General features: G+C 41.3%; 11 protein-coding genes. 5 read left to right on the forward strand and 6 right to left on the reverse strand.

From position 1 onward, the window contains the following. Both AAFN64_RS09060 and AAFN64_RS09065 read right to left on the reverse strand, forming a co-directional pair. The gene (locus AAFN64_RS09060; RefSeq protein WP_347760185.1) at positions 1-1359 is read right to left on the reverse strand and encodes a T9SS type A sorting domain-containing protein; all 1359 of its coding nucleotides are present in this window, start codon (positions 1357-1359) and stop codon (positions 1-3) included. 137 nt (positions 1360-1496) lie between these two features. Next, entirely contained in the window at positions 1497-2888 is a 1392-nt protein-coding gene (locus AAFN64_RS09065) for an HTTM domain-containing protein (protein ID WP_347760186.1), read from the reverse strand. 103 nt (positions 2889-2991) lie between these two features. On the opposite strand from AAFN64_RS09065, the gene AAFN64_RS09070 reads away from it, so the two are divergent. The 3 genes from AAFN64_RS09070 to AAFN64_RS09080 all read left to right on the forward strand — a co-directional run bounded on the left by AAFN64_RS09070 (position 2992) and on the right by AAFN64_RS09080 (position 6999). Beyond that, positions 2992-4350 (forward strand): autotransporter outer membrane beta-barrel domain-containing protein, encoded by a 1359-nt coding sequence (locus AAFN64_RS09070; RefSeq protein ID WP_347760187.1) that lies wholly within the window; start codon positions 2992-2994, stop codon positions 4348-4350. A gap of 25 nt (positions 4351-4375) precedes the next feature. Next, on the forward strand, positions 4376-5470 hold the full coding sequence (locus AAFN64_RS09075) for an imelysin family protein (RefSeq protein ID WP_347760188.1): 1095 nt from the start codon (positions 4376-4378) through the stop codon (positions 5468-5470). A gap of 143 nt (positions 5471-5613) precedes the next feature. Beyond that, positions 5614-6999: a di-heme oxidoredictase family protein gene (locus AAFN64_RS09080; RefSeq protein WP_347760189.1), complete on the forward strand. Its 1386-nt coding sequence runs from the start codon at positions 5614-5616 to the stop codon at positions 6997-6999. 435 nt (positions 7000-7434) lie between these two features. On the opposite strand, the gene AAFN64_RS09085 is transcribed toward AAFN64_RS09080, so the two are convergent. Further along, entirely contained in the window at positions 7435-8175 is a 741-nt protein-coding gene (locus AAFN64_RS09085; protein WP_300488138.1) for a DUF4197 domain-containing protein, read from the reverse strand. A 208-nt stretch (positions 8176-8383) separates the two neighbouring features. On the opposite strand from AAFN64_RS09085, the gene AAFN64_RS09090 reads away from it, so the two are divergent. Next, complete coding sequence (locus AAFN64_RS09090) at positions 8384-9871, forward strand: catalase (protein WP_300488140.1); 1488 nt, start codon at positions 8384-8386, stop codon at positions 9869-9871. Positions 9872-9939: 68 nt separating this feature from the next. On the opposite strand, the gene AAFN64_RS09095 is transcribed toward AAFN64_RS09090, so the two are convergent. Beyond that, positions 9940-10437: a nuclear transport factor 2 family protein gene (locus AAFN64_RS09095; RefSeq protein WP_347760190.1), complete on the reverse strand. Its 498-nt coding sequence runs from the start codon at positions 10435-10437 to the stop codon at positions 9940-9942. A gap of 209 nt (positions 10438-10646) precedes the next feature. Between AAFN64_RS09095 and AAFN64_RS09100 the strand changes: the two genes are divergently transcribed. Then, on the forward strand, positions 10647-14075 hold the full coding sequence (locus AAFN64_RS09100) for a methylmalonyl-CoA mutase family protein (protein ID WP_347760191.1): 3429 nt from the start codon (positions 10647-10649) through the stop codon (positions 14073-14075). Between the two features lie 75 nt (positions 14076-14150). Here AAFN64_RS09100 and AAFN64_RS09105 read toward each other — a convergent pair whose 3' ends face one another. Together AAFN64_RS09105 and AAFN64_RS09110 are read right to left on the reverse strand one after the other, a co-directional pair. After that, a complete protein-coding gene (locus tag AAFN64_RS09105; RefSeq protein ID WP_347760192.1) occupies positions 14151-15227 on the reverse strand; it encodes an endonuclease in 1077 nt (358 codons plus the stop codon). A 218-nt stretch (positions 15228-15445) separates the two neighbouring features. Further along, complete coding sequence (locus tag AAFN64_RS09110) at positions 15446-16540, reverse strand: endonuclease (protein WP_347760193.1); 1095 nt, start codon at positions 16538-16540, stop codon at positions 15446-15448. Between the last annotated feature and the right edge of the window lie 27 nt (positions 16541-16567).

Below are 16567 nucleotides of genomic sequence, written 5' to 3' on the forward strand. Positions count from 1 at the left end.
TTATTTTTTGATGATCTTTTGAGTCGTGGTCTGACCGTTTTCAAACTCAACTCTCGCGGTATAAATCCCGTTTCCAAAAGCCGACAGGTCTGCGATAGTCGATGTCTGAACGGCAATAACTTGGCCAAGTGAGTTGTAAAACGTAATTTTTTTGATGTTTTCAGTGGTTTCAAACGTCACGGTTCCTTGTGTTGGGTTTGGATACAGTCGTACGGAAGTTTTATCGAAATCGGAAAGTCCCATAGGTTGTTCGGCAATGGTAATGGCATAATCTTCTACTTCGCCGCGTGCGCTGCCTATAAATTCACACGCCTCGGCAGCCGTTACGGCGGTTAGTCGTTTCGAACGGATTCGCATACGGGTGGTACCGGTTAAAGCGGTTGTAGGAACGACAATCTGGTTGCTGCTAAAGGTAGCACTGTTGCTACTGTTGATGGTTCCTAAGCTAAAAAACTCATTGCTTTCGAAGGTTCCGTTTTGGTTAAAATCGATCCAAACACCTACACCTCCGCTGCTTCCCGGATTGTCTACCGTCACGGAAATACTGTTTGTAGAACCTTTGGCAATTTGTGCCGCGCCAACAGTCGCACTATAATCGATATACGAATAGTTATCCTGACTGCATTCGGTGGTATGGTTGATTCCGGCAAAAGTAACGTTGGTTATCGTACCGCCATACAAACAGCTGTTGTTATTGTTGATCGTGCAGTAAGTAGCTGTTGGCGTATTACTGTTCATTGTGATCTGAATATTCGGGCGGAAATACGAACCGCTCATACTGGCATTGCTGTTCCACGGTGTTGCGGTTGGTGTGAAAAAGTCGACACCGCTGCTGTATTTGCGACACAGATAGTTGGGATTGGTTGTCGTGGCTCGGAATCTCGGATAATTGTTATCGTCTTTTGTAGTTGCATCCCGTACTACCAGTATAGCCAGATTACCGGTATTTTTATCGTAGGAAAATGGGGTTGTAAGGGTGATGGTATTCCATCCGGCTGTACTTATAGCCGGTAATGCTCCGGAATATACTTCGGTATAGCCCGAAAAACCACTGCCAACAGTACCCGATGGTAAAGCGGTAAGGGTAGCGGTTTTTAAATAAATTTTGATATTGTTGGTAGCTGCTGCATTAAAAGTGGAACTGTGTTGCCAGGATAGTGCGGTTATGGTTCCGGAACTGTTAATTTCACTGGACAGATACAGACTTTCGCTAGCCGATTTTTCGTATACGCAGTTTACCGGAGCATCGCTGGTAATGTTATTACTGGTTTCGTTTCCGATGCGTATTGGTTGTGCGATACAATCGGGTAGTGTAAGCAAGAGTAATGCAGTAAAACAGGCGTGTAATGTTCTTTTCATTTTGGGTGAGTTATTTTTATTTATACTAAATCTAAATAATTTGCAATACTACTAAATTTTCTTAATGGTTTGACCTTTAATCGATATTTTTTTGAATTTTATTTAATGAAGTGACCGAATTGTTATCAATTATACTGCTATTTATAGAGTAGAATCCATTCATTATGAGTGAAATAATTCCACTTTGCTTTGGCAAAATCGACATTGGGGTCGATGAGCGTACGGAGTGGTTTTTTATTAATCGATACCTTCGAATCGATATAAATGCTGATGTTTTTCCCCTCTTTTTGATATTCTTCTTTGATCTTTTGCGCCGTTTGCCAGATCATATCCGGTTTGGTTTGCATTCCGCGGATCTGTTTTTTGGTTAGAATGCGTTTTAATTTATAGCGTTTTTTTTCACCCGTGGCATGATCCACGACATAGAATTTGGAATAACCACTTCGGTTGCGCAACATCATTCGCCAACTTAACCGATGGCCTTCTTCCGTCCATAAAACATCGCCTTCGATCAGCCAGTGCCGTAATGGGAATGCCAATTGAAAAATAAAATAAGGGATAAAAAAGTAAAGCAGTATCCGCTTTCCATAATCCGTTTTTTGATGATCGGTTTCCGGTACAATTTTTTTTCTGAAAAATAGCTTGCGTATGGTTTCCGGTGGGAAAAGCAATATGGAAAACGACAAGGCCAGGAACGGAAAAATCCCAATACCAAGATGTATTTTATTAAAAAAATGGAAAATCACTGAGGCGATAAAAGCCAGCATTCGCGTGCGACGCCATAGCATTAACGGCACAACGAGTAAGTCGAAAAGGATACCGGCATAGGCGATAAACAGGTAAAACCATTTCTGAGAATACAATGTCTTTAGTGATGACGTGGCATGTTTGCTTAGCATTTCGCGGGTAAAGGTACCGTCAAGCCAGTCGGGATATAGCTTGGCTACGGTTGCATAAAAGTAAACAATACCAACCTGCAAGATTAAAACCCAAATGCACCATTGCGGGATATGAGTTTTGCGGATGGATGGTTTTAATCGGGCATCTACCGAATTGGCACAATTGGCCGGTAAAAAAAACAGCATAATCCCAAGTAACAACAACAGATAATGATGATTGTTATAGGCGGTTTTTTGCATAAAATAGACACCTGCCCACATAATCGTGAACAACGCCATGCTGAAACGGTAGAACCATCCGATCGAAATTAGCAGTCCGACAATTCCCATCGCATAGAAGTAATAAATCATACCGTTACCGGGTAATGGCTGCAACCAGTCCATTCCGATATGTGTAAACGTATAGGAGGGAAGTATAAAATTGCGGCGTACCCAATCGGAGGTGACAGATTGTAAACAATGTAATGTGATCAATAAACCAAAAACAATCCTGAAAAGGATTAATTGCGAATTGTCAATCGGGGTAAATAAGGCGGATAGTAACTGATCCTGCTTTTTTTTGAATTGGCCTTTTATCGGTTTTAAGCGATTGAAGGCTAAAACGTTAGCGAATCGATAATCTTTTAACATAAAAAAATCTTAATCAAAAGTTAGGGCAAAGTTAAAAAAATATTGCACTTATTTAGACTTATTAAAAATAAATATATAGCTTTGCCCGAAATTTAAAGACTGTATGAACCGAATATTACTTTTATTACTCGCCGGAATTTCATATACTGGATACGCACAAATGGTTGATTCTACGAGTGTTAAACAACTTAAAGAACAAATCAAAAAGGAGCTTAGAGAAGAGCTTCGACAAGAAGTGAAACAAGATTTTGCTAACGATAATAAAAACCTTTTTAACTGGAGCAAGTTTACGCTGAGCGGTTATGGAGTAGTGAATTATTACAACTACCGACGCTATGATACCGATCTGGGAATGAAAGATAAATTTGATGCCGAACGTTTGAACCTATATCTGGGTTATAATTTTAACGATTGGATTAGTTTTAAATCGGAAATCGAATTCGAACACGGCGGAACCGGTTCTACTATCGAACTGGATACACAGGAAGAAGCCGGAGAATACGAACAGGAAATCGAAGCGGGTGGAGAAGTGAAAATCGAACAGGTTCACGTTAACCTGGCCATCCGTCCGTATTTTAACGTTCGTGTGGGACGTATGAAAATTCACTTTGGATTGGCACAGGATTTAGACCGTCCGATCTCGTATTTTACAACGCACCGTCAGGAAATGGAAAACGAAATTCTGCCTTTAGGATGGTATGAAAACGGGGTACAATTCCACGGTACTTTCTGGAAAAAACGATTCAAATACGAAGTATCGGTTACCAATGGTTTGGATGCGTCCGGATTTAGTTCCCGAGGATGGATCAAAGAAGGATACCAAACCCGTTTTGAAATGTCAGTTGGCGAAAGCTGGGCTTTAACAGCACGTTTGGATTATAAATTCGGAACACACAAAAATACCTATTTCGGGGTTTCGGCCTATATTAATGATGCCGCTGCAAACCGTCCGAAAAACGATATGAAGGAAACGGCTTATGTGACCATTTTCGAAGGGCATATTACCTACGATGAGGATTACCTGCGTTTTAACTCGATTTTCCTATATGGAAACCTTGAAAACTCCAATATCGTTTCCCGTAAAAATGCCAGTTTGTCCAATAACTTAGGGGTAAAAAGAACGCCGGTTGGGAAAAATGTAGTCGGATTTTCGGCCGAAGTAGGCTACGAAATCCTGCATTTCTTTAATCCGCAGGCCAAGCATAAAGTATACCCGTTTTTACGTTACGACTACTACGACACCATGCATGAAGTGGAAGGAAACGTAGTGCGTAAGCCGCGTTGGGAACGCAGTGCTATGATGGGTGGTTTTAACTGGTTTGTGCATCCGCAGATCGTTTTAAAAGCACATTATCAAAACCGAAGATTGGGATCGTATCAGTTTGATCCGGTAACATCGTTAAACACAGGTGAAAGACAACAAGAGAATACTTTTTCTGCCGGAATCGGATTCTCGTTTTAATAATACTAACTCAAATTTTTAATAGATGAAAAGAAGAATTTTAAGTCTGGGATTTGTTGCAATGGCAATGACATTAGCAAATTGTAGTAATAATGACGATACTAATTATGTAGACCCGAACGCTTCATTATTTTCGGATGTAATTGGTAATGTGTCATCAAATGTAGTGGTAGAAACCTATAAAACATTAAACCAAAAAGCCGGAGAATTAAGAACGGCAATCAATACGTTGGCAACAACACCAAACGAAACCAATCTTGCTGCTGCAAAACAGGCCTGGATGAATACCCGTAAACCGTGGGAACAATCGGAAGGATTCCTTTACGGACCGGTTGCCGATGATGCTTTAGGAAACGGAGGTTTGGATCCGGCAATGGATACCTGGCCGGTTGACGTGGAAGCGATGAACAACATTCTTAACAGTGGGCAGCAAATCACTGCGAATGTAATTGCAGCTAACCCGGAAGCACGTGGATTCCACTTAATCGAGTTCTTATTATGGGGAGAAAACGGAACGAAAACAGCGGCACAACTTACGGCTCGTGAGTTACAATACCTTAAAGCGGCTGCAGAAGATTTACAAAATAACACTCAAACATTGATCAACGGATGGAGTGCTTCTTCCGGAAATTATGTTGGATTTTTCCTTACGGCCGGAAATTCCGGAAACGTAAAATATCCGTCTCAAAAAGCGGCATTGGAAGAATTTGTTCACGGAATCATCACTATTGCGGATGAGGTAGCCAATACTAAAATTCAGGAGCCGTTAAACGGACCGAATGGAGAAGGAGTTTCGCCTCAGGCTGAAGAATCTCGTTTTAGTAAAAATTCACTTTTAGATTTTGCCGATAACATTCGTAGTGTTCAGAATATTTATTTAGGTGATTACGGAAGTGTAAATGGAAAAGGATTAACCGATGTAGTGGCGGCCAGAAATCCCCAATTGGATACGGCGATCAAAGCGAAAATTGCAGAGTCAATTTCAGCAATCGAAACTATTCCGGTATCGTTTACGGATGCCATCTATAATAACAGACCGGCAGTTGAAAATGCACAGCAAAAAGTGAACGAATTGTTTAGCATGTTGCAAACGCAATTGTTACCGTTAATTAATAACTAAGAATAGTAATTGCCATAGTAACTATAATTTTGACCGTGATTTAGTTTCACAAGTTGTAATTAATTTGTGAACCTTCATTATGATGTCTTCCTAATCCCTCACCTAATACAATTTAAGTGGGGGATTTTCCAATGAAAAACAACATGATAAAAAAATACATAGCATTAGGCTTGTTGGGAATAATACTGGGTTCCTGTAGTAGTGATAACAATCCGGACGAATATGAAAATATTCCGGATTTAAATGACCGGTTAATGGCCGGAGGGGAAACGACTGTTTTTCTGGCAACCAGTAATGCGTTTAGTATGCCGGCACCGAATCTGGATCCGCAAAGTTTGGGAATCCATTTGTCGGGTGATGTACAGTTTGAATCCATTTTTGTGACGGCACCGGCAAATGTGAACTCCGGATTGGGCCCCATTTTTAATAATTCATCCTGTATTGCCTGTCACCCAAGAGACGGACGATCGGCGTTTCCTATTGTGATCAACAATCGAAGCGGTTTACTGGTTCGCGCCAGTATTCCGGGAATGGATGCCCATGGCGGACCACTTGCCGCTCCGGGTTTTGGTTTGCAGATTCAAAATCAGGCTTTATTCGGTTATACACCGGAAGCAGCTTATCAGGTGACTTTTGAAGAAAGTATCGAAACCTTAGCCGATGGTACCGTTGTGCGACTTCGAAAACCGATGATCACCTTAACCAATCCATATATGCCGTTTCCGGCGGGTATGATGACATCACCGCGAATCGGAACCCCGGTTTTTGGATTGGGACTTTTGGAAGCCATTCCGGAAGCGAATATTCTGGCATTACAGGATATCAATGACACCAATGGCGATGGGATTTCCGGAAAAGCCAATTATGTCTGGGATCCGATGTTACAACAAACCGTATTGGGACGTTTTGGATGGAAAGCCAATACCGGAACCATTTTGGTACAATGTGCGGCGGCCTATGTGGAAGATATGGGGATTACCAATTATATATTTCCGAATGAAACCGGACACAACCAGTCAAACGGGCAAGATGGTCTGAATGATGATCCGGAAATTGCCAATGCTGTTTTGGATCAGGTGGCGTTGTATTGTAAAACACTGGCCGTTCCGGCACCGCGAAATATCGGTAGCCGACAGGTACGGGAAGGTGCTGCGATTTTTGAACGAATTGGCTGTGCGCAATGTCATACGCCAAAACAAACCACAGGATATAGCCCGATAGCGGCCTTGTCGAATCAGGTCATTTATCCGTATTCCGATTTGCTATTACATGATATGGGGGATGGATTGGCCGATAACCGTCCGGATTTCCTTGCAAATGGTAAAGAGTGGAAAACACGACCATTATGGGGAATCGGTTTAACAGAATTGGTAAACGGACACACGCATTTTCTACACGATGGACGTGCGCGAAACCTAACCGAAGCCATTCTATGGCATGGCGGTGAAGGACAAAATGCAAAAGATCGTTTTAAACAACTTTCTACAGCGGAGCGAACTTCATTATTAGCCTTTTTAAACTCCTTATAAATATATCTTTATAAAGTTATACCTTAAAGTTACACCTGACAGGTTTCCAAAACCTGTCAGGTGTTTTAATTTATGGTATAAAAAACCGGTGTGAGAAGCACCGGAAATTCTTCTTAACGAACCCTAAAGGTTTTCAACATCTTTGTAGAGTTTTACCTTATAAGTTACACCTGACAGGTTTCCAAAACCTGTCAGGTGTTTTAATTTATGGCATAAAAAAAGCCGGTGTGAGAAGCACCGGCAATTCTTTTTTAACTAACCCTAACCAAATGAGAAATCATTTATTACTCTGCAAATGTCCGACATTTTTTTTAGCACTTGTGTTAACGGAATGTTATTTGTATGTTATTGATAATTAAAAAAATAGATTCTTAAGAATACTTTAAGATTTTTCTTTCCCGAAGGCTTCTTATTCCATTTTTTATAATTTTCAGACTATTTTTTGTCCTGTACTGCAAACACTTTTTTCAATAGATCAGAGCTTCTCGAATTCAGGTTTCCACGGATGTCTTTTTCCTCTACCGAAATCATTTTAAACACCCCTTTCATGGCTTCGTTGGTTACATAATCGGTTAAATCCGGATTTACTTTTTTAACCAATGGCAAGGTGTTGTATTTATTGATAATTCCCGTCCATACTTTATCAGCACCTACATTTTCAAACGAGGTTTTAATAACCGGATTAAATTTAGCGTATAATGCTGTTGACGTGGAACCCTGTAAATAGGTCGTTGCAGCGGTATCGTTACCCATTAAAATATTTTTGGCATCGGTAAACGTCATTCCTTTAACCGCGTTCACAAAAATAGGAGTGGCTTCTTTTACGGCATCTTCGGCCGCGCGATTCATTACTTTTATACCTTCATCAGCAAGACTTCCCATTCCCATACTGCGTAGGGTTTTGTCTACTTTTTGCAATTCTTCCGGCATCAGGATTTTAACCATTTCGTTTTTATAAAAACCATCGACCTGAGTTAGCTTGGTTACCTGTTTTTCAATCCCTTTGTTTAAGGCCTCTTTTAAACCCGCTGCTATATCGGTCTGACTCAACAATCCGGTACCGGTACTTTGTGTTTTGGTAGAACCTTTTATTTTATCGGTTAATTGTTTAAAAATCTGCGCATCGGCATGATAGGATAGTGACAAAAGCGCAAGGAGTAAAATTATTCGTTTCATAGTATTTGTTATTGATGTTCAAAGGTAATCAAAGTTTGTACCAAAAATTAATATAACTTTTACTTATCAAAAAATAAGAACAATCAATTTGATTTATGGTTTTTGTGCGGATGCATTCGGTAATTTTGAGTACATTTAAAGTGCTATGGAGATTGATTCTCAAAACTTTAAATCCTTAAATCGTTTGTTAATCCAAAAATCTAAAAAAATGAAAGCACACAACAAACTAACAACTGCCTCAGGAAAACCCTACGTTGAAAATGAAAATTCGCAAACCGTTGGCGCACGCGGACCGATTTTACTTCAGGATTTTATTCTTCACGAAAAAATGGCCAGCTTTAATCGGGAGCGTATTCCGGAAAGAGTGGTACACGCCAAAGGTTCCGGTGCTTATGGGACTTTTACCGTTACCCATGATATTTCGAAATATACCAAAGCAAAAGTATTTAATAAGGTAGGAAAAGAAACCCGTGTGTTTCTGCGTTTTTCTACGGTTGGAGGAGAAAAAGGATCGGCCGATTCGGAACGCGATCCAAGAGGTTTTGCGGTGAAATTCTATACAGAAGACGGAAATTGGGATTTGGTAGGAAACAATACACCGGTTTTCTTTATCAAAGACCCTAAAAAATTCGGGGATTTTATCCACACGCAAAAACGGGATCCGCAAACGAATTTAAAATCGCCAACCATGATGTGGGATTTCTGGTCGCTAAACCCGGAAAGTTTGCATCAGGTGCTCATCTTAATGTCCGATCGCGGTACGCCAAAAGGCTATCGTTTTATGCACGGATTCGGAAGTCATACGTTTTCGATGATTAACGATAAAAACGAGCGTTTTTATGTGAAGTTCCATTTTAAATCGGCTCAGGGTATCAAAAATTTTACCGGTCAGGAAGCCGATCAAATGCGTGCGGAAGATATGGATTATGCACAACGCGATTTGTTTGAAGCGATCGAAAACGGGCATTATCCGCGTTGGAATTTGAGAATTCAGGTAATGACGGAAGCGGAAGCGCGAAACTATCATATCAACCCGTTCGATCTTTCAAAAGTATGGCCGCATGGCGATTATCCGCTTATCGATGTGGGGGTATTGGAATTGAATCAGAATCCGGATAATTACTTCCAGGACGTAGAGCAGGCGGCTTTTGCTCCGGCGCACGTAGTGGATGGAATCGGATATTCGCCCGATAAAATGTTACAGGGACGTTTGTTGTCTTACCCGGATGCGCACCGTTATCGTTTGGGATCCAATTTCGAACAGATTCCGGTAAACCGTTGTCCGTTTGCAGTGAACAATTACCAACGCGACGGAGCGATGCGTGTCGATGGAAACGGCGGTAGTAATCCGAATTATTTCCCGAATAGTTTTGATAACATTGAAGTGGATCAATCGTATAAAGAACCGGCCTGGGATTTAGGAAATTCTATAGCCGACTGGTACGATCGCAATGCGGAAGGTGAAAACGATCATTATTCACAGCCGGGTAAATTATTTGATATTATGACACCGGAAGCCAAACAAAATACCATCCATAATATTGTAGGTGCGATGAAAGGCATTGGCGGACCTAAAAAAATGGAAATTATCAACCGCCAGCTTTGTCACTGGTTCCGTGCCGATGCCCGATTGGGAATGGGTATTGCACAGGGATTGGGCGTAGAAATTGATATGGACAACATCCATAAAGGATAAAATAAATCGTATATCGATTTAAAAAAGGCGCAGAGATGCGCCTTTTTTGTTTTATAAAAGATCCGTGCTTAGGGTTTATACGGCTGATGATCATAACTTAATCCACGGCTGAATTTCCATACGCCGTTTTCCAGTAACCAGACATGTGTAAATTGTGCGATACTGGTTGGATATTCCTGTTTGTTTTTCCCGGTTTCATAAAACCGATGTTTTCCCGTTTGGATAGCACCATATAAAACACCGTTTTGTTTTAATGGATAGACTTGTAAGCTTTCGCGAATCAATGCCCGGCGGGATTTGTATTCCGATTGGCATAGTCCATTTTGGATCCCGGAAATAAACTCGGCTTTGGATTTTGTGATGCCACCCAAATCGTGGTAAAATTCAAAATGATCACTGATAAGATTTTCAAATTGGCGGATGTCGCAGGTGTTGAATCCCACATTAAATAAAAGGCTGTCTTTTTCCTGTAAGGTGCGGTATAATTCGGAGTGATGTTGCTCCTGACCGAACAGCGTGGTTGTCAGACAAAATAGGAGTAGTAAAAATCCCGTTTTTTTCATCATTTTCTTTTATCAGTCCGGTAAAACGGTAGTTTGTTACAGTTAATCGGAGTAGTTTTTTCAATCGAATATCTTGGATGAATTGTGAAACCCTGTTTTTTTGTGTTATAAAAATAGGCTTAAAGCGTGTTGAAGCGCAATCTATTAACAACCGAACACTTTTTTAATCTTGCAGAATTCACTACATTGCGACCTCAAAATTCAGAATAACAATGGAACAAGCACAACCTTACCAACCTGTTAATAAAGTCCGTATTGTAACGGCTGCGTCGTTATTCGACGGGCACGATGCGGCGATCAACATCATGCGTCGAATTATCCAGGCAACCGGTGTTGAGGTGATCCACTTAGGTCACGACAGAAGTGTGGAAGAAGTAGTTAATACTGCGATCCAGGAAGATGCCAATGCAATTGCAATGACGTCGTATCAGGGTGGACATAATGAATATTTCAAGTATATGTACGACCTTTTAAAAGAAAAAGGTGCCGGACATATCAAGATTTTTGGCGGTGGAGGCGGTGTGATCCTTCCGGAGGAAATTAAGGAATTACACGAATACGGAATTACCCGTATCTATTCGCCGGATGATGGAAGAGAATTGGGATTACAAGGAATGATCAATGATTTGGTACAACGTGCCGATTACCCGGTTGGAGATGTTCTAAACGGAGAGATCAATCATTTGGAAGAGAAAAATCCAACGGCAATTGCACGGGTGATCTCATCGGCCGAAAACTTTCCCGAAGTGGCCAAAGATACCTTGGATCAGATTCATCAGAAAAATAAAGAAAATCATATCCCGGTATTGGGAATCACCGGAACCGGTGGTGCAGGTAAGTCGTCTTTGGTCGATGAACTGGTACGTCGTTTCCTGATCGATTTCCCGGAAAAAACAATCGGTTTGATTTCTGTCGATCCGTCCAAACGAAAAACAGGCGGTGCTTTATTAGGCGACCGTATTCGTATGAATGCGATTAACAATCCAAGAGTTTATATGCGTTCTTTAGCTACGCGTCAGTCCAATCTGGCGTTGTCAAAATATGTGGCTGAAGCGATTGAAGTGCTAAAAGCAGCGAAATACGACCTGATTGTATTGGAAACATCCGGTATCGGTCAGTCGGATACGGAAATTCTGGAACATTCGGATGTGTCATTATATGTGATGACTCCGGAGTTTGGAGCCGCGACGCAGTTGGAAAAAATCGATATGTTGGATTTTGCCGACCTGGTTGCGATCAATAAATTCGATAAAAGAGGGGCGTTGGATGCGATTCGCGATGTGAAAAAACAATACCAGCGCAACCATAACCTTTGGGACGTAAACCCGGATGCGATGCCGGTTTTCGGAACAATCGCTTCGCAGTTTAACGATCCGGGAATGAACACGCTTTACAAATCCATTATGGATAAAGTAGTGGAAAAAACCGGTGCCGCTTTACAGTCGACTTTTGAAATTACCCGCGAGATGAGCGAGAAAATTTTCGTGATTCCACCGCATCGTACCCGTTATTTATCGGAAATCGCCGAAAATAACCGTAAATACGATCAGGTAGCGGTTAGTCAACAAGATGTGGCTCAAAAATTATACGGAATTTTTAAAACCATCGAAACCGTTTCAGGTCTAAAACCATCGATCGATAAATCAGGAATCGATGAGGCTTCCGTAGTAACTTCCGATGACGATAAAAAACTATTCCTGTCGTTATTGCTAAAAGAATTCGACAGAGTAAAAATGAACCTCGATCCGTATAACTGGGAAATTATTCTAACCTGGGATGAAAAAGTAAACAAATACAAAAACCCGGTGTACAGTTTTATGGTTCGTGATAAAGAAATCAAAATCGCGACACATACCGAAAGTTTGTCGCATTCGCAGATACCAAAAGTAGCATTGCCGAAATATCAGGCATGGGGCGATATTTTACGTTGGTCGTTACAGGAAAACGTACCGGGAGAATTCCCGTTTGCATCCGGATTGTATCCGTTTAAACGCGAAGGAGAAGATCCAACCCGTATGTTTGCCGGAGAAGGCGGACCGGAACGTACGAACCGTCGTTTTCACTATGTAAGTTTGGGAATGCCGGCAAAACGTTTGTCAACCGCTTTCGATAGTGTGACTTTATACGGAAACGACCCGGGTCACCGACCGGATATTTACGGAAAAATCGGAAATGCCGGAGTATCGATCTGTTGTCTTGACGATGCGAAAAAATTATATTCCGGATTCAATCTGGCACACCCGATGACATCGGTAAGTATGACCATCAACGGTCCGGCGCCTATGTTATTAGGATTCTTTATGAATGCCGCTATTGATCAGCAATGTGAATTGTATATCAAAGAAAACGGATTGGAGAAAGAAGTGGAAGCTAAAATTGAAGCGATCTACAAGAAAAAAGGCGTAGCGCGTCCACGTTATAATGGTGATTTGCCAAAAGGTAACGACGGATTGGGATTAATGCTATTGGGCGTTACCGGAGATCAGGTTTTACCGTTGGATATTTATAACGACATCAAAGTAAAAACATTAGCACAAGTGCGTGGAACAGTTCAGGCGGATATCTTAAAAGAAGATCAGGCACAAAACACCTGTATTTTCTCTACGGAATTTGCGTTGCGTTTGATGGGTGATGTTCAAGAGTATTTTATCACGAAAAACGTACGAAACTTCTATTCGGTTTCAATTTCCGGATACCATATCGCCGAAGCAGGTGCTAACCCGATTACACAGTTGGCCTTTACGCTGGCAAACGGATTTACCTATGTGGAATACTACCTGAGCCGTGGTATGAGCATCAACGATTTCGGACCAAACCTGTCGTTCTTCTTTTCAAACGGTATCGATCCGGAATATGCGGTTATCGGACGTGTGGCGCGTAAAATTTGGGCGAAGGCGCTTAAATTAAAATACGGAGCCAACGAAAGAGCACAGATGTTAAAATACCATATTCAGACTTCCGGGCGTTCGTTGCACGCACAGGAAATCGATTTTAATGATATCCGTACGACTTTACAGGCGCTATATGCGATTTACGATAACTGTAACTCGTTGCACACGAATGCATACGATGAGGCGATTACTACGCCAACCGAAGAATCGGTGCGTCGTGCGATGGCAATCCAGTTGATCATTAATAAAGAGTTAGGATTGGCGAAAAACGAAAACCCAATTCAGGGATCGTTTATCATCGAAGAGCTAACCGATTTGGTTGAGGAAGCCGTTTTAGCCGAATTCGACAGAATTACCGAAAGAGGTGGTGTGTTGGGTGCTATGGAAACCATGTACCAGCGTTCTAAAATTCAGGAGGAAAGTTTGTACTACGAAACCCTGAAACATACCGGAGAATTCCCGATCATTGGAGTGAATACGTTCTTAAGTTCGAAAGGTTCGCCAACGGTTGTTCCGGCTGAGGTTATCCGTGCAACGGAAGAGGAAAAACAATTCCAGATTCATACCCTGGAAAACCTACATCAGGCGAATGCGGATGAAGTGCTAAAACAATTAGAGATTATCCAGGAAGCGGCGATTCAGAATCAGAATATTTTCGAAAAGCTAATGGATGCTGCGAAATACTGTTCTTTAGGTCAGATCACATCAGCTTTGTTTGAAGTAGGTGGACAATACCGCAGAAATATGTAATTAACAGATGATCATCATATAATAAAAAAGAGCACCCATTACGGGTGCTCTTTCAGTTATAACTAACCTCGATTATTAATTAATAATTATCTTCTTGGTGGTGGATTGGTTTTCGGAAGAAAGGCGTAACAGGTAAAAACCTTGTGGCAGTTCGTTTAACGTATAAACTTCCTGATTGTGTGCCGGTTTTTTGATTTGCTGTACGATTTGACCACTAATGTTGATCAATTGAATTTCGTCCAGTTCTTTTTCCGAATAAATATTGATGGTGTGATTGGTTGACGGGTTTGGATATACCGATACATTGGCAATCACTTCGAAACTATCCGTAGCCAATGTTGGTCCCCAAACAGCTTGTACATATTCTGGATGATCAATGTATGGGTTACGGTTGTTCTGACGGGCATAAATCGCATTGTTACGATCAATTTCACGCTGACTTACTGGATCCTGTGTATGCCAGGTGTATAAAATACGAAGGAATGTCGTAGTGAATACCTGATTGCTGGTACCGTTAAACATCGCATAAGTATAGCCGGATACGGTATTTTCGTAACGGGTGGCGAAGTAAAAATACATACGGGCAATATCGCCTTTAAATTCATCGATTGGTTCGAATACGGTTCCGGTATATCCCGCAGCATAGCCGCTATTGGAAGCCGATCCCAGTTTGGATCCGTTGGTTGAGGTCCACGTGGCGGTTCCTACAACACCGTGTGGCCAGTTGTCTCTTCTGTTATTTACATATCCGTCGGTCGGTGGAATGTGGTGTGCATCGGAATACATAGGTGTCTGTGATCCGAAAACCGATTGTGGAACGGTATGTTCCCGGTTGTAGCAAGCGCCTTCTGCTGTATAATTTCCACATTGGTCGGTTTGGTACGTATAGCTATAGGCATCTGGGCCAGCTGGTTTTTCTGAATAAATGTCTAAAATAGTGTTGTCGTTTTCGTAGTAATGATCACGGTCCGATGTACCGTAGGTTGTCCAAAGACCATTATAAGTTCTGTCTGTGTGTCCCTTAATAATGTTATAAAGCTGGGTTTTTAAGGTATACCCGGTACCGGTGGCCGAATTGTAATACCCGGCCGGGATCTGACTAAATCCCAAAAATACCGACAATAATAGTGCGGTAGTGTAGAGTTTTTTCATAAAAGAAATAATATTTAGGATTCAAATGTAAAATGTTTGACGTTACAAAAAAAGAATTTTAACTATTTAGAAACGAGTGAATTACAAAAAAAGTTTCTGTAAGGTTTATTTTGTAGGAAAATATAGGGTAAACTTTTAACATTTTGTGAGGTCTGTAAAAAAAGGATATAAAAAAACCTGCTGAAAAGCAGGCTTGTTTTATAAAATAGAACGGAATTCTAGTTGATGATAACTTTTTTGGTCGTACTCATATTTTCAGATGACATACGGATCAGGTAAAAACCTTGTGGTAAATTTTCAAGCGTATATACTTCCTGATTGTGTACCGGTTTTTTGATTTGCTGTATGATTTGTCCGTTGATGTTAATCAATTCAATCTCATCCAATTCTTTTTCCGAATAAATATTGATTTTCTGATCGTTGGATGGGTTTGGATATACCATAACATTCGCCAATAGATCAAAACTATCCGTAGCTAACATACCCGGCCAACGATTTTCGGCTACTGGTCCGCCCCAGATTACCGTCGCCAGATAAGGATTGTCGATAAACGGGTTACGGTTTCCTTGTCCGAAAGAATTACTAGCGTTTCCTAAATAGGTATTTCTACGGTCTTCATATTCCGAAACCGGATCTTCTGCATTCCATTGTAATAATAAGGTCATCATGTTACTGTCGGACGAAACGGTCGATCCTGTTGCTACATTTTTAGGCAAACAACGGGTTGGGTAACGTAGATACATATACATGATCATACGTGCTACATCGCCTTTCCATTCGTCTCCGGGATACCATCCGCCAGAAACAGATCCGGAGTTACCGGAACCGGCTGCAAATTTTAAACTACCACGTGCACCGTTACGTTGTACATCGGAAGCACGCAAATGATGTGCATCGGCACCAGGTCCCGAAGTTCCTAAATCTGGGGTTCCCAATGATTTGGCAAACGTGTGTTCGCGATTCCATTGACAAGTTGTACCACCGCCATTGCTGTTTTTGCTTCGTCTTCTGTGGTCGTTGTCATCCGATGAAGAAGAAGGACACATGTTGTTGCTAAAACCGTACAACAATAATACGTTGGCATTCGAGGCATCATTAGGATCCAGATCAATAATTTTGTCTACATCCCAAATGTCGTCATAGCTCAGTGTTTTAGTGTGCGTGTTTGTGATTTTAGTCGATAGCGCACTTTTTAAGTTGCTACCGGTCACAGTCCAGTTAAATCCGTTATAGTACGGAGAAGCCGGAGCACCTGCTTGTGCGAAGCCCAATAGAGGAGAAAGGGCTAACGCGAGTGCGTAAATTTTTTTCATTTTAAGTCAGTTTATACAATTTGTTTA

This window comes from Flavobacterium sp. CAU 1735, assembly GCF_039888695.1.
Taxonomy (GTDB): Bacteria; Bacteroidota; Bacteroidia; order Flavobacteriales; family Flavobacteriaceae; genus Flavobacterium.

Coding starts and splice junctions, on each gene's coding strand:
- AAFN64_RS09060 (WP_347760185.1), bottom strand. CDS start 1,359: ATGAAAAGAACATTACACGCCTGTTTTACTGCATTACTCTTGCTTACA.
- AAFN64_RS09065 (WP_347760186.1), bottom strand. CDS start 2,888: ATGTTAAAAGATTATCGATTCGCTAACGTTTTAGCCTTCAATCGCTTA.
- AAFN64_RS09070 (WP_347760187.1), top strand. CDS start 2,992: ATGAACCGAATATTACTTTTATTACTCGCCGGAATTTCATATACTGGA.
- AAFN64_RS09075 (WP_347760188.1), top strand. CDS start 4,376: ATGAAAAGAAGAATTTTAAGTCTGGGATTTGTTGCAATGGCAATGACA.
- AAFN64_RS09080 (WP_347760189.1), top strand. CDS start 5,614: ATGATAAAAAAATACATAGCATTAGGCTTGTTGGGAATAATACTGGGT.
- AAFN64_RS09085 (WP_300488138.1), bottom strand. CDS start 8,175: ATGAAACGAATAATTTTACTCCTTGCGCTTTTGTCACTATCCTATCAT.
- AAFN64_RS09090 (WP_300488140.1), top strand. CDS start 8,384: ATGAAAGCACACAACAAACTAACAACTGCCTCAGGAAAACCCTACGTT.
- AAFN64_RS09095 (WP_347760190.1), bottom strand. CDS start 10,437: ATGATGAAAAAAACGGGATTTTTACTACTCCTATTTTGTCTGACAACC.
- AAFN64_RS09100 (WP_347760191.1), top strand. CDS start 10,647: ATGGAACAAGCACAACCTTACCAACCTGTTAATAAAGTCCGTATTGTA.
- AAFN64_RS09105 (WP_347760192.1), bottom strand. CDS start 15,227: ATGAAAAAACTCTACACTACCGCACTATTATTGTCGGTATTTTTGGGA.
- AAFN64_RS09110 (WP_347760193.1), bottom strand. CDS start 16,540: ATGAAAAAAATTTACGCACTCGCGTTAGCCCTTTCTCCTCTATTGGGC.